Origin of the sequence: Pontibacter populi (assembly GCF_040278685.1) — a bacterium.
In the GTDB taxonomy this organism is placed as follows: domain Bacteria; phylum Bacteroidota; class Bacteroidia; order Cytophagales; family Hymenobacteraceae; genus Pontibacter; species Pontibacter populi.
Genome location: NZ_JBEOKT010000024.1, coordinates 1 through 18,197 on the forward strand (window position 1 = coordinate 1; position 18,197 = coordinate 18,197).

Below are 18,197 nucleotides of genomic sequence, written 5' to 3' on the forward strand. Positions count from 1 at the left end.
AGCCTCCATAGCTCAGCTGGTAGAGCAACTGACTTGTAATCAGTAGGTCGTTGGTTCGATTCCGACTGGGGGCTCACCTAAAAAAGCACATGTTTGTACTGCATGTGCTTTTTATTTCAAACATAAGTACAAGCCTCCATAGCTCAGCTGGTAGAGCAACTGACTTGTAATCAGTAGGTCGTTGGTTCGATTCCGACTGGGGGCTCACTCCAAAAGCCTTTAGGTTCACTACCTGAAGGCTTTTTTGTTTCTGGGCCTGCCGTAACTATAGCTTATGATTTATCAGGTTTAATCCTTTATTTTGGTGTTTGATCTCAAAGGTTAACTAAACTATGCAACTCATCGAAGTAAACACGCCTGCCCTTGAAAATGCTTTCCTGCAGGTTCAGATCGATCTTTATAAAAAAGACAAGAACTATATCAGGCCATTGGATAAAGATGTGCTTGGCGTTTTTGATCCTAAAAAGAACAGGTTGCTGCGCGATGGAGAGGCTATCCGCTGGGTACTGAAAGATGATAAAGGAAAATTGATCGGTCGTGTGGCTGCATTCATAAACCCTAAAACATCTAAAGCCGGAGATCAGCCTACGGGTGGCATGGGTTTTTTTGATTGTATAGATGACCAGGAGGCTGCCAATATGCTGCTTGATGCGTGTAAGAACTGGCTGCAGGAGCGAGGCATGGAAGCTATGGATGGTCCGATTAACCTGGGCGACCGCGATAAATGGTGGGGACTTTTGATAGATGGTTTTACGCCGCCAAACTATGGCATGCACTATAACTACCCATATTACCAGCGCCTGCTCGAGAATTATGGTTTTGGCCTTTACTTTAACCAGTACACGTATCACCGCATGGTGAACGACCCGATCCCGGAAAAATATCGCGAAAAAGCAAAGCAGATTATTGCAAACCCGGCGTATCGTTTTGAGCATATGGATATAAAGAACCTGCCAAAATATACCGAAGATTTCCGGACAGTTTATAACAAAGGCTGGGCAAAACACGAAGGCGTAAAACCTATGACTGAAACGCAGGCTGCTACTGTAATGAGAACGTTGAAGCCTGTGATAGATGAAAAGATCATGTGGTTTGCTTATTACGAAAACGAACCTGTGGGTTTCTTTATAGCTATCCCGGAACTTAACAGTTTGTTCCGGTACGTAAATGGCAAAATGGATTTATGGGGTAAGCTGAAGTTTATTTTCCATAAGTGGAGAGGTGCCTGTAAAACCATGTATGGCATTGTGTTCGGAATTACGCCGGAACACCAGGGTAAAGGTGTTGAATCCGCTATGGTGGTAGAGGCAGGCAAGCTTATACAGGGTAACTCCAGTATCCCTTACGTAGACCTGCAAATGAACTGGATCGGTGATTTTAACCCTAAAATGATGAACCTGGTAGAGAATCTGGGTAGCCGCATCTATAAAACCCATGGCACTTTCCGTTACCTCTTCGACAGGACAAAGGAATTCAAGCGCATGCCGATCATTAAATAAGTCCCGGAAGATCCAGTTTTTTATCGAAGGCGGGGCGAGTCAGGTCTTCCCATTCCCAACCGGTTTTGTCGATTATCGTTTTAAGGCAGGAGCGTCTATAAGCCAGTTGTTCAATAGTTTCATTGCTTGGCTGAACTATAGGTATACCTACTTTTATCAGTTCCGATATATCCAGTGGCGGAGCCTTTTCCTCACTGGCTTGTACAAAGGTAGAACCTATCGTTTCGATATAACTGGTCAGCGCTTTTCGCAAGGGTAGTAAATATTCCTGGTCCGGTCTTTTGTCTTCCTCTATGTAAAGGTATAGGGTACTTATTGCTTCATCCAGCACGACAATATTCAGTAACAGACTGTTTTCTTTTTTTATATGATGGTAATAAAATAGTACCGGATAGGCCAGGTGCATCTGACCTTGTTGCGCCAACTGTTCTTCTAACCCGTCAAACTGGCTGTTCAGCATTTTAAAGTCTTTCCCATTCCAGTTATTTATCAGCAACGCCTGTGCACTATGTCCCATTGAGGCCATTCGAATACTCAGCGACCTGCGTGTAGTAACAGCACTTAATACCGGCACCATATACGTTATAGCGATTGTGATAAAGATCAGTCCTGTAAAGGAGATAACAGAGGCATATATTTTCCAAAGATCAGAGCCACCAATAAAATCACCGTTCCCCATAGTAGAAAGTGAATAGCCGGTATAGTATATCCGCTCAAAAGTATCGGCAGGCTGGTTCGTTTCGCTTTTTACAACAGCCATAGGGTCAGCTATAAAAATAAGCGCATTGCCAGCCCAAAGCATGATAACCCAGCTACCCACGGTGGCACAAATAATTGCAATGCCCACCCAGGATAACATGGACTGAGACCGGAAAAGCTTACTTAATTTTTTTGAAAAGTACCAGATGCCTTTGCTGATAATATTACTGACTGGTCCGGCCCCCCGTGATGAAAGCGTAGTATACAACAGGTCATAGATGGTCAGCAAAATCAAAATGCCACCCCCGGCTGTTAACAGGATATAGTGCATCGTTTTTGTTCAGGTATGGAGTTTTGCATTTGTCGTTATACCTTTACAAACATCAGCAGGTTGTTTCGCTTAGCGCTGGAGTTACAAATTATCTGCTCTCTGACTTATGGATTCACTTACGCAAATTGTACTAGGAGCTTCGGTTGGCGAAGCAGTTGCCGGCAAAAAGATCGGGAATAAGGCGCTGTTGTGGGGTGCCATTGCCGGAACTATACCGGATCTGGATGTGCTCGCTAATCCTATGCTTGACATGGTAGGCCAGCTAAGCTTTCACAGGTCTGTCACGCATTCGTTTTTATTTGCTATAGTTATGTCGCCTTTACTCGGCTGGCTACTTAACAGGCTCTACAAGAAAGATAATCTTGGCTTTGCACCCTGGACCTTGCTTTTCTTTTTAGGCTTCACCACACACGCCTTGCTCGATGCCTGCACTACCTGGGGAACGCAGCTTTTCTGGCCTTTCAGTAACTATGGCGTCGCTTTTTACAACATCTTTGTTATCGATCCGCTGTATACATTGCCCTTCCTGATCTGTGTTGTAGCAGCAGCTTTTTATAACCGAAAAAACCCTAAACGCCGCATCTTAAACTATACCGGACTTGCTCTTAGTACAGCATATTTGCTATTCTCGTTCGGTGCCAAAGCAGCGGCAAACAATGTTTTTGAAAAGAACCTGAAAGCACATGACATCAACTATAGTTCGTACATCAGTAAGCCAACGCCGCTAAACACTATTTTCTGGTCGGTTACAGTTGAAGGAGAAAGTGGTTTTTATCATGGTTTTTATTCGTTGCTGGATGACGGCAAAAAGATAAACTATAGTTTCGAGCCTCAGAACAAAGATTTATTAAAACCATACCTGGGTAATCCAAGATTAGATCGTTTGATGGAGATCACGAAAGGCTACTACACTATAGTTCCGGCCGAAAAAGGTATCCTAATCAATGACCTGCGTTTTGGTAAGTTTGACGATTGGCGCGCCGGAGGTGGAGGCTACGTGTTTGTGTACCATGTCTGGAAAAACCCGGATGGCTCGCTTGGGTTTAAAGAGATAAATAACCGTCCTGAGATAGATAAGGAATATTTTAAGGATTACTGGGATCGGATAAATGGAATTTAGCAGCGAAAGCAGGTCAGCAGCACCTGCTCTTTTTGTTTGGCAGCTAATGCTTATCTTTGAACAGAACTAGTATAGCTTTCTGCTGCACTTGCAAAAGCATAAACTATAGTTTGAGAAGTTAATTTACGGACGAATAGCATTAAAAAGGATGAATACGAACAGATGGTCTTTACAAAATAAAAAAGCGATAGTTACAGGTGGATCCAAAGGCATAGGCGAAGCAACGGTGCAGGAGTTCTTAGCATTGGGTGCAGATGTCCTGGCCGTAGCCCGGAAGCCGGAAGACCTGCAGAAGCTACAGGATAATACAACCAGCTCGCTGCACATTTTGGCGGCTGATATGAGCACCACGGAAGGCAGGCAGCAACTGGTTAGCTGGGTTGAAGGCAATTGGGGCAGCCTGGATATCCTAGTAAACAATGTGGGCACAAACATCCGGAAGCCAACAGCAGACTATAGTACCGAGGAGTTTGACTTTATCATGAATACAAACCTGCGTTCGGCGTTTGAATTGAACAGGCTGCTTTACCCTTTGTTGTCAGCTGCAGAGCAGGGAAATATCATACACGTTACCTCGGTAGCCGGACTTACGCATGTGCGCACAGGCAGTGTATATGGCATGACAAAAGCTGCTCTAACTCAACTTACCCGTAACCTGGCAGCAGAATGGGCTAAAGACAATATCCGGGTAAACGCTATAGCTCCCTGGTATATCAGCACCCCGCTCGCCCAGACGGTATTGCAAAACGAAGAATTCTACAATAATGTAATCAATCACACACCGCTCCGCAAGATTGGCAAACCAGAAGATGTAGCAGCTGCTATAGCCTTTTTGTGTATGCCTGCAGCAGCTTACATTACCGGCCAAACACTGGCAGTGGATGGCGGTTTTACCATCAACGGTTTTCACCCGCAATAAACTGCTAAAAACATGAAACTATAGCTTTTAAATGCTGGTTTTTGTAGGTAAAAAAGTGTAAATTTGTATGTTCAGGATATGGGAGTAGTTACTTATTTCGTTGCTCTCTAAAACCCAACAACATGGCTACAAACCGCATTCTACTTCTTGTCATTATTTCTCTTCTATCCCTATCAGTTTTATCCTGCAGACCGGCCTGCCCGATCGAACCTTGCCAGATACGTATGGTGCATCCGCATGGCGAAGGCGAGTACAGGGGAGTCCCTATCTGGAAAAAACAGAATATGAAATACGGCGAGAAGATGCCAAAACAGAAAAAGCGACCTAAGAACGAAAAGGATAAGAGTAAAAATAAGAACTAAGCTATATAGCTAAACGCTGATTTTTGCTAAATTGCCTGAATATTACTTTTTAATAAAAACCAATTATTTATACTTCGAAACATGAATGAAGGCGAAAGAATAATACCAATAAACATTGAAGACGAAATGCGCGGCGCGTATATCGATTACTCAATGTCTGTTATCATTTCGAGAGCCTTACCCGATGTTCGGGACGGATTAAAGCCGGTGCATCGCCGCGTGCTTTATGGTATGTCTGAACTGGGGGTATCGTATAATAAAGCCTATAAAAAATCGGCCCGTATAGTGGGAGAGGTGTTGGGTAAGTATCACCCGCACGGTGACTCTTCGGTTTACGAAACGATGGTGCGTATGGCCCAGGAATGGTCGCTGCGCTACCCGCTTGTTGATGGCCAGGGTAACTATGGCTCTATAGACGGTGACTCGCCGGCTGCCATGCGTTATACCGAAGCTCGTTTGAAGCGTATTGCCGACGAGCTGCTGAACGACCTGGACAAGAACACGGTAGACTTCGTGCCGAACTTCGACGACTCGTTGAAGGAACCAAGCGTAATGCCTGCCAAATTCCCGAACCTGCTGGTAAACGGAACGTCTGGTATTGCAGTAGGTATGGCCACTAACATGGCGCCACATAACTTAACAGAAGTTATAAACGGTATAGTTGCCTACATCGATAACCGCGATATAACTATAGCCGAACTGATGCAGTACATCACGGCTCCGGATTTCCCGACAGGTGGTATCATTCACGGGTATGATGGCGTAAAGTCTGCGTTTGAGACCGGCCGTGGCCGTGTGCTGATGCGTGGTCGTGCCATTTTTGAAACCTTGCCTTCCGGTAAAGAGCAGATCATTGTAACCGAGATACCTTACATGGTAAACAAGGCTACCCTGATCGAGAAAACAGCCGCGCTTATCAACGAAAAGAAAATTGAAGGTATTTCTGATCTGCGTGATGAGTCTGACCGTGACGGTCTGCGTATTGTTTACGACCTGAAGCGTGATGCTATTCCGAATGTTGTACTGAATAACCTTTACAAGTATACAGCACTGCAGTCTTCGTTTGGCGTGAACAACGTGGCCCTTGTAAAAGGCCGCCCGATGACGCTGAATCTGAAAGATCTTATAGTTCATTTCGTAGAGCACCGCCATGAGGTTGTAGTTCGCAGAACACAGTACGAACTGGAAGAAGCGAAGAAGCGTGCCCACATCCTGGAAGGCTTACTGATAGCGCTGGATAACCTGGACGAAGTGATCAACCTGATCCGTTCTTCGCGTGACCCTGAGATTGCCCGCAACAGTTTGATAGAACGCTTCAGCTTATCAGAGATACAGGCCAGAGCGATATTGGACATGCGTTTACAGCGCCTTACCGGCCTGGAGCGCGACAAGATAGAGAACGAGTATAAGGAGATCATGCAGCTGATCGATTACCTGACATCTATCCTGAACGATGAAGCGCTTCGCATGCAGATCATCAAAGATGAGCTTGCTGAGATTAAAGAACGTTACGGTGATGTACGTCGCACAAGTATAGAAGCCAGCACCGGCGATATTTCATACGAAGACATGATACCTGAAGAGAACATGGTTATTACCATTTCGCATGAGGGTTATATAAAACGTACTTCGCTGAGTGAGTACCGCAGCCAAAGCCGTGGCGGCATAGGTTCGCGTGGAGTTGCTGCCTCTAAGGAGACTGACTTTACAGAGCATTTATTCGTAGCCAGCACGCACAATTATATGTTGTTCTTTACCGAATTTGGTAAAGTATTCTGGCTGAAGGTTTATGAGATTCCGGAAGGAGGGAAGACCACCAAAGGACGTGCTATCCAGAACATCATCCAGATCGAGAAGGAAGATAAAGTTCGTGCTGTCATGAACATTCACGACCTGAAAAACCAGGATTATATTCTGAACCACAATCTGGTATTTATTACCGAGAAAGGTACGATCAAGAAAACAGTGCTGGAGTCTTACTCACGCCCGAGAACGAATGGTATAAACGCCATTACTATAAACGAAGGCGACAGATTGCTGGATGTGCAGCTGACTACCGGTAACAGCGAAATAATTATCGCGCTGGAGTCGGGGAGAGCGATTCGCTTTAACGAAACGCAGGTGCGCCCAATGGGCCGTAACGCTGCCGGTGTAAGAGCCGTAACACTTGCCGGACCAGAGGATAAAGTTGTTGGTATGGTTTGTGTAGAGAGCAATGAGACTGAACTACTGGTTGTATCAGAAAACGGTTACGGTAAGCGCTCTGTACTGGACGAGTACCGCATCACGAACCGTGGAGGTAAAGGTGTTAAAACCCTGAACGTAACTGAAAAAACTGGTAAACTGGTAGCTATTAAAGGTGTGGTTGATACAGATGACCTGATGATCATAAACCGATCAGGTATTACGATCAGGTTAAATGTTTCGGATATTCGTACTATCGGCCGTGCAACGCAAGGTGTACGCCTGATAAAACTGAATGAAGGAGACCAGATTTCTTCAGTGGCTCAGGTAGAGATGGATACCGAAGAAGAAATGGAAAAAGTAGTAATGGAACAATCAGAATTAGAACCTGAAGAAACCTTACAACCGGATACCATGGTAGACCCTGAAACTACTGAAGAATCATAAAACATTGCCAGTCAGGAATTTATTTGCATTCAATTAACGTTAAACAACAAATACAAACCTTTCATAAACGAGCATGAAAAAAGTACTCTTAACTGCATTGGCAGCTGCTACCATTACAGTGGCTAGCGCACAGAACTCGGCTGTGAACAGTGCCATCCTTAGCCATAAAAATGGTACACTGGATAAAGCACAAGCTTCTATAGACCAGGCCATTGCCCACGACAAGACAAAAGATAAAGCAAAGACGTGGTTTACCCGCGGCGCTATTTACCAGGACATCATCGGTCACCCGATATATGGTAAACTGGCTACAGAAGAAACGCCAAAGATAGTTTTTGAAGCGTATGATAAAACTATAGCCCTGGATGGTAAAGATGGTCAGTATGGCAAGCAAGTGCCTGCTAAACTGGAAGCACTTTACGGTCAGGTTTTAAACCAGGCAGTAGAATTCCATAACAGCCAGGTTTGGGATAAAGCCATTGCCAACTATGAACTGGCACTTAAAGCAAAGCCAGGCGATACGACAGCACTTAAGTATGGTGCTTACGCAGCTATCAATAACAAGGACTATCCAAAAGCAATTAGTTTTTACGACAAGTTAATTGCAAGCGGCAAAGCTGATGAAGATGCTTATAAAACTAAAGTACAGTTGCTGCAGGAGTCTGAAGCCAGCGATGAGCAGGTTATGGCAGCACTTGCAGAAGGTTTGAAAGCATATCCGAACAGTGTTTACCTGATGCAGGAAGAACTTCGTTATTACCTGAAGAACGATCGTGCTGACGAAGCAATGGCGAAACTGGAAAAAACGATTGCAGCTGATCCGAATAACGCCAGCCTTTATGCCGTATTAGGTAACCTACAGGAGAAAAAGAACGACATGGCCGGCGCTTACAAGAGCTACCAGAAAGCCATTGAAATTGATCCTAAAAACTTTGATGCTTACTATAACCTGGCAGTACTGGAGTTTAACAAAGGTGTAGCAGTATCTAAGAAAGCAGAGAAGATGGACTATGCAACTTACCAGAAAAAAGGTAAAGCAATAGAAGCAGAAGCTAATAAGCATTTCCAGGCATCTGTACCTTATTTCGAGAAAGCTATAGAGATCCAGCCGGAAGATCAGTCTACACTGAGAAACCTGATGTCAGTGTATACTCGCTTAGGCCGCAAGGCAGATGCAGAACGCATTAACAAGAAACTGAAATAATTTATTCAGTAACAGATAAGTAAAAAGGGAGGTTATAATAGCCTCCCTTTTTACTTATCAAATACGCTACTTAACATAATATAAATTATAAGTCTTATTTATACTTTCTAAATAAGTGTCACTGATAATATACTTTATGTTAAATAGAAGACGCCAACAATCTATAGTTACAAATCTGTTGATCTAAATTACAAACCATAAAAAAACCTCTGAATTATCAGAGGCTTTTTTTATTATACTAAGTCAGGTCTGTTACTTCTTTGCTTTAGCAGTTTCTAATGTTGTGTCGCCATTAAGTTTGGCTAAACGTGCAGTAGTTTTAACTTTTGTGATCTTTGTTAAAAGACCGATGCCTAAGAATGGCTTCACTACTTTAGTTTCGTATTGTGGGTAAAATACCACGTCATAACCCGGGTTAGCTACCATCAGGTTGTACAGCGCATAGTTTGCCGTACGGTCAGCGATCATATTGCCAATTACTGGCACAGATGCAATACTGATTGGCCCGCCACCCTGAGTTGATCCACCTTCTGCTTTAAAGATCCTTTCGAAATCGATACCCAGTATCTTTGTAGTTGTAGCTTCTGCAGTTACCTGTCCGGAGTAAATAAAATCGCTTTTAACAAGCTCAACGTGTGTATTTGGTTCACGCATTGTCTTGTTTACACTTGTACAGCTTGTTGCCATAGCTGCTACAGCTACTGCTAATAGTAATACTTTTTTCATTTAATTGATTATAAATTTGTTTTAGTAGTTCGGGCTCCTGCCCTTTTGTGCAATTTTTATGCTCAGATATCCAGAACAGTTTTGCTGCGCTATGTAGGTGAACTTTAAAAATTATAAGTGCAAATATAGGACAATCTCTATCTATTTATGCCTGTTATTATCTAATATATAATAATAATTATATATTTTATTGATAGCTAAGAACTTACTACATCTCATTATGATTTAAGAATAATTCATCAACCCTGTTAAAATGTCAAATCATATATGTAGTCTTATCTATAGAAATGCAATTCAATCGGTTTTCCGGCGTTCTTTGACTATATTTAGTTTTACCACGAAGTGCCCTTCCTGCAATACAACGCCTTTGATGAGCGATAAAAATGGAGTTTAGATTGTTTGTTAACCGAAATGCCGGGGAATTAGGTTAGATCGCGGTGAATTGGAAGAAATAATTGATTTCTTCGACTTTTAAGCAGCACTAGGCTTTGCCTGTTTTAGTACTATAAGCGCCTCTATAGTCTAATTATAAAGACGCTCTTTTATTTTTGTATAAATCTTTAGCATAACTATGGCAGCAACTATACATGTTGGATTACTTGGTTTTGGTATGGCCGGTAGGCTTTTTCATGCTCCTTTTATAGCAAATGTAGCCGGACTTAAACTTAAAAAGATAAAAGCAAACCGGCCTGAAAGTGTTGCATTAGCCAGACTGCGTTACCCGAAAACTGAGATTGTAGCCTCTGAACAGGATATTATTGAAGATGAAACGATAGATCTGGTAGTTGTTGCTACTGCAAACCCCACACATTACAATCTGGCAAAGGCTGCGTTACTGGCTGGTAAGCATGTACTAGTTGATAAGCCATTTACCATTACCAGCGCTGAAGCCGATGAACTGATCGTATTGGCTAAGGAAAAGCAAAAAGTACTTACCGTTTACCAGAACCGCCGCTGGGACAGCGACTTTAAAACAGTTAAGAAAGTGTTGCAAGACAACCTGCTTGGTAGACTGGTAGAATATGAAGCGCATTTTGACAGGTACAGAAATGAGATAAAACCAGATACCTGGAAAGAAGAGAATTTGCCGGGCGCTGGCATATTGTATGACCTTGGAGCACACCTGATAGACCAGGCACTGGTACTCTTTGGCGAACCCCAACGTGTTTATGCCGATATAAAAATACAACGCCAGGGATCTAAGATTCCGGATTATTTTGAAGTTGTTTTATTTTACAGCAACCTGAAAGTGATATTAAAAGCTGGCATGTTAGTGCGTGAAACTGGCCCACACTTTATTCTGCATGGTTCAAAAGGCTCTTTTGTAAAATATGGCATGGATGTGCAGGAGGCTGCTTTAAAGGCTGGCTCCTTCCCTACTGCAGCTGCCACAGACTGGGGCCAGGAACCTGAAGAATTGTGGGGCATGCTAAACACAGAACTCAATGGCCTTCATTTTAAAGGTAAGATTGAAAGTGAAATTGGTGATTATAGTGGCTTATACCAGAATGTATATGATGCTATAATTGGCCAGGATGAATTGGAAGTTAAACCAGAACAAGCCCGAAATACGATCAGGATAATTGAACTGGCTATGCAAAGTAGCCAGGAAAATCGAACATTAAGCTATAGTTTCAGCTGAGTGATATAAAACAAGAAAGCCTGAACAGCATCACTGTCCAGGCTTTCTTGTTTTGAGATTTTATAGTTTACGCTTGCTGATAAACCTGTTCTGTAAGCGGCTTATCATCTAATTTAGCGTATTCATCATCGTTATCGCCTCTTAGCCAGCCAACTATAGCCAGTGCAATAGCCACCACTATAGCTATAATAAGTGCTGGTAAAAAGCCGTCGATCTTGAAATTACTTACCAGCATATCTACCAGTTTCAGCATCAGGGCCGTAACAATAAGCCCTACAATAGCTTCCAGTAAAAAGAACGTTACCAGGTTTAGTACACCACCCAAAAGCCAGCCTATAGTTGCAGTAAGTATAGCAGTCAGGAACGCTACCCAAAGCGCTGTCCAGAAACTTTTTACGTGCACACTCGACATGGCATACGATAATAGCAAAATAACAGCTGCTGTCACCAACAGGTTAATAATGAAGTCCATAGTTTTATTATTTAGAGTTTAAATTCATTAGACTCCCTACTACGGTAAAAAGCTATATTTAGATAGCTAATATTCTATTTCCGATATTCTGGCTTTAGTTTCTGCTTATAGCTTGCTTCAAATTTTCGCACTTTGGGGCGGGCTACGCTTACCACATACGGGTCAGATGGATTGCGTTCGTAATAGTCCTGATGATAGGCTTCGGCTGGCCAGAACTTTTTAAAAGGTTGAACTATAGTTACAACCTTCTTTTTATGCTTCTCCGATTCATTCAGCTTTTTGATATACTCGGTTAAAATAGCCTTCTCCTGAGGCGTTCTGTAAAAAGCGATCGAGCGATATTGCTTGCCGTAATCCGGGCCCTGACGGTTCAGTGTGGTTGGGTCGTGGGTGTCGAAGAACACATTTACGAGTTCAGAATATGTGATCTGTTTGGGGTTATAATATACCTGCACTGCTTCGGCATGCGTAGATAGACCTGCGCTAACCTGTTCGTAAGTTGGCTTGCTTTCTTTGCCGCCTGAGTATCCCGAAATGACTGCTTTAACTCCGGTCAGTCGCTCGAAATAAGCTTCGGTGCACCAGAAGCAACCACCTGCAAAAGTGGCTTTGGCAAGACCAGCAGTATCGGCCTGAACCAGGTTTGCTTCGGTTATAGTTGCTTCACTTTCGGTATTGGTTTCTGCCTGAGAACAGGAGCTCAGGAAAAGAAAAAAGGGCAGGAAAATATAAAATAAGGTTGACATAGGCTAGTGTTTATAGTATAACTACGACAACAGGTAAACAACGGATTGGTTTAACTTCACCCTAAACTATAGTTACTCGTAAAGACTATGCTTGCGGTCGGAGATCACTTTCTCAAAATCCCAAGGTACCAGCTTTTTAAAGTCGTGTTTTCGCACCTGGCAATCCTGTTTAGAGCAGATGCTGCACGAAGCTTCAATACAGGGGTCGGTATGAACGAACAATTCAATGCTCGGATCAATTTTATCACGCACAAGTGAGCCCAAGGCTTCTACTTCGTCGTGGGCTTCCAGCACGTTAAGGTACCACGGAACAGTTAAATGACAGTCGATGTGCAGTGTTGCGCCGTATTTTATGACCCTGAGGTTATGAATATCGATCCAGTTTTCGCGGCGGTTATCGTTAAGAACAGCCACTATTCGTTGCAGCAGTTCATAGTCCGCTTCATCCATAATACCAGCTACCGATGACCTTAATATCTTATAACCGGTATAGCATATCACTCCACCAAAAATAACAGCCACCAAACTATCCAACCATATATAACCGGTCAGGAAAATGAGTAACAGGCCCACCAGAATGCCTGCCGTAGAATACGCATCTGATTTAAGATGCTTCCCTCCTGCTACTAAAACCAATGAATTAACACTTTCGCCTCTACGCTCTGTAATATAGCCCACTGTGTAGTTTACAATACCGGTAGCTGCTGTAAGTATAATACCAATATCAAGTTGATGCAGGGTTTGTGGCTCAAACAGGTTATAAACCGATTTAAAGATAATAACACTACCGGCCACAAGGATAAGAGAACCTTCGAGAGTGGCAGCTATAAATTCTATTTTACCATGCCCGTACGGGTGGTTTTCGTCGCGGGGCCGGGCCGATAAAACCAGACTATAAAGCGAAAACCCACCGGCTACTACATTTATAATAGATTCGAGGGCATCAGTAAGGATAGCATTTGAATTGGTAAGGAAATAGGCAACAAATTTGGCAAGCAGCAGCAACACGCCTACTAAAACCACCACTAACTGTAGTCTAATATTTTCGCGCAGGCGGCTAATAGTTTGCAACATCCGGTGTCAGGCTGGTCTAATAAACAGATACCAGGCAAAGATACGAAAAATACCCCTCCCTTACCCGTTTTTCAGCCATTGACGGGGCAGTTGAAGTTCTGTTTATTACTATTCCAAAGGAATGGTTAAAGCAGGTCGCTCAGGTCCAGCCAGTTCGGGTTCATGGATTCTATGAGCCGATGATTGTCGTTTGTGCTGTTTTCTTTTATTTGTTTTTCACGGGCAAGCGCTACGGCTTCACGGTCATAGTGCTCGTAGTAAACCAGTTTCTGGGGTTGGGTAGTGTTTTGCGGCTGCATTTGCTGCAGGTGCTTTTGCAGGTTGCCTGCTGTACCAATTTGCAGGTTCTTATCGGGTGTGCCCCCGCAAATGTATACAAAGTAGTGGTTATCGTTCGCTTGCATAGTCTGCTATATTTATTTACAGCTATACGTATAGTTAGCGGCAGTGTTGGCTAGTGTTATAAAGACTTTTCCTGATTTTGCTTTTGAGCTTCTATGCTTAATTTTCATCACTTTTTAAGGCAAAGACAACAACCAGTCCCGGGCATCAGATACCTGGTAAAATGTCTGGATTTCGACTGTATTACTAAGCTTGGCGACTTCATCAGTAGCGATCTGGGTATAAAAATCATAGGAATATACCCATGCAAAATGGCGCACCCCAAGTTCATACAGACCCGGAAACCAAACCTCAACCAGCCAATCCAACGCACCCGGAAAATGCCCTGTCACTTTCGAATTGTTATTCAGGATTTTGGTATAGGGGTGTTTCCGAAGAATATCAAGCATAACAGGACAACCATTACGTGCCCGTGATGCATCGAGCACACCAGACCAATCTGCCAGCAACACCGTATCATCTTCACAACTATAGAGTTTCAAAAAATCAGCTACATGTGGTGCATCCAGTTGCGCCTTAAGCTTTAATATTTCCATAAAACCTTATTTAATACCTTGCTAACCAATTGTATAGTTATACAAGTATTATATTTTTTTGGTGTTATTTTACTTAAATATTTAGTGGAAGTTTCTTGTTATCCCGGATTACAGTAGTACGCTCGTCCCGTTAACCAGCATCAATCTTACCTGCATCTTGCGTATAAAGACGTATGGCACTGAACGAAAAGATAGCGTACTTTCTGGAAAAATCTTACTCCCCTGATTCGCGGATAGACGATAAAATGCTTGGCAAAGACCTAACTTTTATAACGAACGAATATGGTGAGCCAGTCACTTTATTTATTGGTACACGCCGCCCCGATGGTGCCATAACCGGGGAGCGCTATGTTCGGAAAATTGTACGAAAACCTGGTACCCAGGAAATACTTAAAAGCCATTGGGATTTAAAAGGAAAAGTAGATAGGGCATGAACTATAGTTCCTGCAGGTCATAATCTTTGCCTTTGCCAAACTGTATCAGCTCGTGCAGGTGATAGACCTCTAACGTATGCAGGTCTTTAAGCTGGTACACATTTTCTTCAGGCATGTCTATTACCCAAAACTCGAATACTTCGCCGTGGTTGCAAAGTCTGTATTTGTTTCCTTTACGGAGGTTGTTAAATGCTAAAGCCATATAGTAAGTAGGTGACGCAAAGTTACTGTTTCGGGGAATGCAACCTGCATCTTTCATTATTTTTTACGGATTTACTGTTTTAAACTATAGTTACAGTTATCCCACACCTAATGCCAAACTATAGATAATTAGTACCTTTACAGCTTTAAGAAGTTTAGATGGTGCTGGATATTATTTTTGAAGATGAACATTACGTGGCGATCAATAAGCCACACGGGTTGCTGGTTCACCGTACGCGCATAGCTGAAGAAAAAAAAGAGTTTGCCCTCCAAATGCTCCGCGACCAGTTAGGCCATAAAGTTTATGCTGTTCACCGCCTCGACCGTGGTACTTCCGGTGTGCTGTTATTTTCCAAATCTTCTGAAGCTGCAGCTCCATTGGTAAAGCTATTTGAGAACCGTGAGACCGGGAAAGTATACTATGCTATTGTGCGCGGCTATACACCCGAAGTTGCAACTATAGATAATCCCATCCGCCCGGACAAAGATCACCAGCATAAAGAACCACAGGATGCCGTAACACACTATAAACGGCTGGCAACTATAGAATTACCCATTCCTGTAGGTCGTTACAACACCTCACGCTATAGTTTGGTACAGGTTACCCCCGAGACGGGTCGCATGCACCAGATCCGCAAGCATTTTGCCCATATCAGGCATTATATAGTGGGTGATAAAAAGCACGGCGACTGGCGCCATAACAAGATGTTCCTGGACGAACTGGACAGCCCTTACATGAACCTGCATGCCTCTGATCTCACATTTACACACCCATACACTGGTAAGCAGATACACCTGAAAGCACACTTATCACCTAACATGACAAGGCTTTGCCGCATGTTTAACTGGGAAGATGCTTTAGTAGCGCACAACGCTACTATACATCCGGCTATAGTTACTCCTCCTGGTGAAGCGCACGTTTAATTAATTCTACCTGCAGGTGTGCGACAAGCTCGTTCCTGGAATCAGCATTAATAACAAGTAGCATGTAGGCCATTGGAGATAAGCGCCAATCCTGTACCAGCTGGCCGTTCTGAGCACGATAAACGGCTTTAATGTTTTCCTGTAGGGGTAAGTGCATACAACTACAAACTTCTGTAGCACGCTTTACAGCCTGACCCAATTCCTCGCGGCTCTGGCAACCATGTTTTTCCAGCAAGTCGCTGGCATAAAATTTCAGGTTGCGCTCTGCCAGGCTATCCAGGAAACCATCTATCAGGCTGTGATAGTGTAATTGTTCTAAGGTTGCTAACATAGTTGCTTAAAGTATTAGAGGTTATTTATCGTGCTGTTGCTTTTGCCAGTTGCAGGTCCCGCAGTTTTTCCAGCAGGTTCCTTTCTTCATCACTCAGATGTGTCGGCAATTCAACTATAATTTTTACGTAAAGGTCTCCATGCTGGTCAGGTTTACCATAAACAGGCATACCCTTGCCACGCAAGCGCAGTGTTTTATCGTTTTGAGTGCCGGCTGGTATCTTAAGTTTCAACTGCCCGGTCAGTGTTTGCACATGGGCATCTCCGCCCAGTATAGCCGTGTACATATCAATAGGTAAAGTGGAATAAAGGTCGCTGCCTTTTCGCTCAAACTTCGTATCCGGCCTCACAAAAACTTTAATGAACAGGTCTCCGGCCATTCTACCGCCTGCTGCCGGCGCACCTTTTCCTTTTATTTTAAGGATCTGTCCGTCGGCAACGCCTGGTTTAGTAGTGATGCGTAGTTGCTGATTGTGCAGATTAAGTAAACGTGAAGTACCATGGTATGCTTCCTGCAAGGTAATTTCCATTTCGGCTTCGTAGTCCTGCCCTTTGGCCGCCTGGCCCCGGCCGCCCCTGCCCTGCTGCCCGAAGCCACCGCCTCCTCCACCAAAAAACTGCTGAAAAAAATCAGAAAAACCGCCGCCAAACATATCCGGATCACCTTCGAACCCACGGAAGCCACCACCGCCAGGTTGCCCGCCATAGTATTGTCCCTGCTGACCACCAAAACCACCACCAGCGTTCTGGTACTGGCGCCAGTTAGAACCCAGCTGGTCATATTGTTTGCGTTTTTCTTCGTCGCCTACTACTTCGTAGGCTTCGCTTATGTCCTTAAACTTATCTTCTGCAGCTTTGTCGCCTTTATTTTTATCAGGGTGATATTTCTTGGCAAGGGCACGGTAAGCTTTTTTGATCTCAGCCTGAGAGGCTGTTTTGCTTACGCCCAGAATATTGTAATAATCTTTATAGTCCATGATGATTGAGGTGCGGTATTTGTGTAAAACACACGATACATACTGCTTATAAAAACGTGATAAACCCCGGCTGGTTTACGGTTAAGTTACGAAAACCCTGTAAACAGGAAAAGCACCTCTGCAGGTGCTTTTCTTTTAAATTTTTAGTTCTTTTTACGCTAGATCGTATCCGTAACAACCAGTAATGCATAGATTACACCCGGTATCCAGAATAACAGCGTCAGTATAAGGCTGATCCAGAAAGAAGTACCAATACCATCGTGCAGGAATACCGCAAGTGGCGGAAGAAGCACGGCAAGGATAATCTCAACTATAGAAGTTCTGGAGCCACTCTGCTTAAGTGCTTCTTTCAGTTCTTTCTTTAATTCTTTCTTCTCAACGCTTGTCATGTTTGCCATGCGCTCTTTTACCAGTTCTATGGCCTCAGCTTCTGTAACTACCTTTTCAGCTTCAGGAGCTTCTAGAGTGGCAGGTGCTACAGGCGCCAGTTTTACAGGTACTTTTACAATTTTGGTTTCCAGTGATGCTTCCAAGGCCGGAGTTTCTGCTTTTTCGGTTGCTTCTGCTTCAGCAGCTGTCATGGCAATCTGCGACAGGCTCTCTGTTTCTTCGGTTGTGGCAGCTGGTGCCTGTTTCTGTTTAGCTTCGTAATATGGTGCCTGTTTGTGAGCGGCAAATTCGTAGTACTTTGCGGAGTTACAGGCAAAGAGTAACTGACCAGCGATCAAAACAAAAACTAATTGAAGTAGATTTCTAAATTTCATAGTAAAAGGGGTTATGTGGTAATTAATAACAGTTCCAAAATTTTAGCATTGTCAAGGCTTGCTGCTAACTCATACTATATATGATTTAAATTTGTTGTAGTATTTAAATATAGTTCAAAACGAAAGATATGTTCATCTCTATTTTAAGCTAACTATAGATGTGTATTAGAGCTAAACTATACTGTTATGAACTTGTTGGCTTTG

General features: G+C 43.3%; 20 protein-coding genes and 2 tRNA genes. 11 read left to right on the top strand and 11 right to left on the bottom strand.

What is annotated here, in order from left to right:
* Window position 1: 1 nt before the first annotated feature.
* The 3 genes from ABS362_RS17860 (at window position 2) to ABS362_RS17870 (ending at window position 1,499) form a co-directional block, all read left to right on the top strand.
* Window positions 2-74: transfer RNA gene (locus ABS362_RS17860), tRNA-Thr, on the top strand.
* Between the two features lie 58 nt (window positions 75-132).
* Window positions 133-205: transfer RNA gene (locus ABS362_RS17865), tRNA-Thr, on the top strand.
* Window positions 206-332: 127 nt separating this feature from the next.
* On the top strand, window positions 333-1,499 hold the full coding sequence (locus ABS362_RS17870) for a hypothetical protein (protein WP_350414216.1): 1,167 nt from the start codon (window positions 333-335) through the stop codon (window positions 1,497-1,499).
* Here ABS362_RS17870 and ABS362_RS17875 read toward each other — a convergent pair.
* Window positions 1,492-2,529: an ion channel gene (locus ABS362_RS17875; protein WP_350414218.1), complete on the bottom strand. Its 1,038-nt coding sequence runs from the start codon at window positions 2,527-2,529 to the stop codon at window positions 1,492-1,494. The genes ABS362_RS17870 and ABS362_RS17875 overlap by 8 nt on opposite strands.
* A gap of 106 nt (window positions 2,530-2,635) precedes the next feature.
* On the opposite strand from ABS362_RS17875, the gene ABS362_RS17880 reads away from it, so the two are divergent.
* From ABS362_RS17880 to ABS362_RS17900, 5 genes are all read left to right on the top strand, one after another.
* A complete protein-coding gene (locus ABS362_RS17880) occupies window positions 2,636-3,649 on the top strand; it encodes a metal-dependent hydrolase (RefSeq protein WP_350414219.1) in 1,014 nt (337 codons plus the stop codon).
* 148 nt (window positions 3,650-3,797) lie between these two features.
* A complete protein-coding gene (locus ABS362_RS17885; protein ID WP_350414220.1) occupies window positions 3,798-4,568 on the top strand; it encodes an SDR family oxidoreductase in 771 nt (256 codons plus the stop codon).
* 122 nt (window positions 4,569-4,690) lie between these two features.
* Window positions 4,691-4,930, top strand: a complete 240-nt coding sequence (locus ABS362_RS17890; protein WP_350414221.1) for a hypothetical protein — start codon at window positions 4,691-4,693, stop codon at window positions 4,928-4,930.
* An 81-nt stretch (window positions 4,931-5,011) separates the two neighbouring features.
* Window positions 5,012-7,561, top strand: a complete 2,550-nt coding sequence (gene gyrA / locus ABS362_RS17895; protein ID WP_350414222.1) for a DNA gyrase subunit A — start codon at window positions 5,012-5,014, stop codon at window positions 7,559-7,561.
* Between the two features lie 73 nt (window positions 7,562-7,634).
* On the top strand, window positions 7,635-8,765 hold the full coding sequence (locus ABS362_RS17900) for a tetratricopeptide repeat protein (RefSeq protein WP_350414224.1): 1,131 nt from the start codon (window positions 7,635-7,637) through the stop codon (window positions 8,763-8,765).
* 252 nt (window positions 8,766-9,017) lie between these two features.
* Here ABS362_RS17900 and ABS362_RS17905 read toward each other — a convergent pair whose 3' ends face one another.
* Complete coding sequence (locus tag ABS362_RS17905; protein WP_350414226.1) at window positions 9,018-9,491, bottom strand: hypothetical protein; 474 nt, start codon at window positions 9,489-9,491, stop codon at window positions 9,018-9,020.
* 571 nt (window positions 9,492-10,062) lie between these two features.
* Here ABS362_RS17905 and ABS362_RS17910 point away from each other — a divergent pair.
* The gene (locus ABS362_RS17910; RefSeq protein ID WP_350414228.1) at window positions 10,063-11,133 is read left to right on the top strand and encodes an oxidoreductase; all 1,071 of its coding nucleotides are present in this window, start codon (window positions 10,063-10,065) and stop codon (window positions 11,131-11,133) included.
* A gap of 67 nt (window positions 11,134-11,200) precedes the next feature.
* Here ABS362_RS17910 and ABS362_RS17915 read toward each other — a convergent pair whose 3' ends face one another.
* The 5 genes from ABS362_RS17915 to ABS362_RS17935 all read right to left on the bottom strand — a co-directional run bounded on the left by ABS362_RS17915 (window position 11,201) and on the right by ABS362_RS17935 (window position 14,363).
* Window positions 11,201-11,605 carry a phage holin family protein gene (locus tag ABS362_RS17915; RefSeq protein WP_350414229.1) on the bottom strand — a complete coding sequence of 135 codons (405 nt, stop codon included), beginning with the start codon at window positions 11,603-11,605 and terminating at the stop codon, window positions 11,201-11,203.
* Between the two features lie 74 nt (window positions 11,606-11,679).
* Window positions 11,680-12,351, bottom strand: a complete 672-nt coding sequence (gene msrA, locus ABS362_RS17920; protein ID WP_350414231.1) for a peptide-methionine (S)-S-oxide reductase MsrA — start codon at window positions 12,349-12,351, stop codon at window positions 11,680-11,682.
* A 72-nt stretch (window positions 12,352-12,423) separates the two neighbouring features.
* Window positions 12,424-13,425 (bottom strand): cation diffusion facilitator family transporter, encoded by a 1,002-nt coding sequence (locus ABS362_RS17925; protein WP_350414232.1) that lies wholly within the window; start codon window positions 13,423-13,425, stop codon window positions 12,424-12,426.
* Window positions 13,426-13,550: 125 nt separating this feature from the next.
* Complete coding sequence (locus tag ABS362_RS17930) at window positions 13,551-13,829, bottom strand: GIY-YIG nuclease family protein (protein WP_350414233.1); 279 nt, start codon at window positions 13,827-13,829, stop codon at window positions 13,551-13,553.
* A gap of 114 nt (window positions 13,830-13,943) precedes the next feature.
* Window positions 13,944-14,363: a hypothetical protein gene (locus ABS362_RS17935; protein ID WP_350414235.1), complete on the bottom strand. Its 420-nt coding sequence runs from the start codon at window positions 14,361-14,363 to the stop codon at window positions 13,944-13,946.
* 173 nt (window positions 14,364-14,536) lie between these two features.
* Here ABS362_RS17935 and ABS362_RS17940 point away from each other — a divergent pair, with 173 nt between their 5' ends.
* A complete protein-coding gene (locus tag ABS362_RS17940) occupies window positions 14,537-14,797 on the top strand; it encodes a hypothetical protein (protein WP_350414237.1) in 261 nt (86 codons plus the stop codon).
* A 1-nt stretch (window position 14,798) separates the two neighbouring features.
* On the opposite strand, the gene ABS362_RS17945 is transcribed toward ABS362_RS17940, so the two are convergent.
* Window positions 14,799-14,999, bottom strand: coding sequence for a hypothetical protein (locus ABS362_RS17945; RefSeq protein ID WP_350414239.1), 201 nt, complete (start codon window positions 14,997-14,999; stop codon window positions 14,799-14,801).
* A gap of 158 nt (window positions 15,000-15,157) precedes the next feature.
* On the opposite strand from ABS362_RS17945, the gene ABS362_RS17950 reads away from it, so the two are divergent.
* Entirely contained in the window at window positions 15,158-15,922 is a 765-nt protein-coding gene (locus tag ABS362_RS17950) for a pseudouridine synthase (RefSeq protein ID WP_350414241.1), read from the top strand.
* Here ABS362_RS17950 and ABS362_RS17955 read toward each other — a convergent pair.
* The 3 genes from ABS362_RS17955 to ABS362_RS17965 all read right to left on the bottom strand — a co-directional run bounded on the left by ABS362_RS17955 (window position 15,894) and on the right by ABS362_RS17965 (window position 17,993).
* Window positions 15,894-16,253, bottom strand: coding sequence for a hypothetical protein (locus tag ABS362_RS17955; RefSeq protein WP_350414243.1), 360 nt, complete (start codon window positions 16,251-16,253; stop codon window positions 15,894-15,896). The genes ABS362_RS17950 and ABS362_RS17955 overlap by 29 nt on opposite strands.
* Window positions 16,254-16,278: 25 nt before the next feature.
* A complete protein-coding gene (locus tag ABS362_RS17960; protein ID WP_350414244.1) occupies window positions 16,279-17,229 on the bottom strand; it encodes a DnaJ C-terminal domain-containing protein in 951 nt (316 codons plus the stop codon).
* Window positions 17,230-17,387: 158 nt separating this feature from the next.
* Window positions 17,388-17,993, bottom strand: coding sequence for a YqaE/Pmp3 family membrane protein (locus ABS362_RS17965; protein WP_350414245.1), 606 nt, complete (start codon window positions 17,991-17,993; stop codon window positions 17,388-17,390).
* Between the last annotated feature and the right edge of the window lie 204 nt (window positions 17,994-18,197).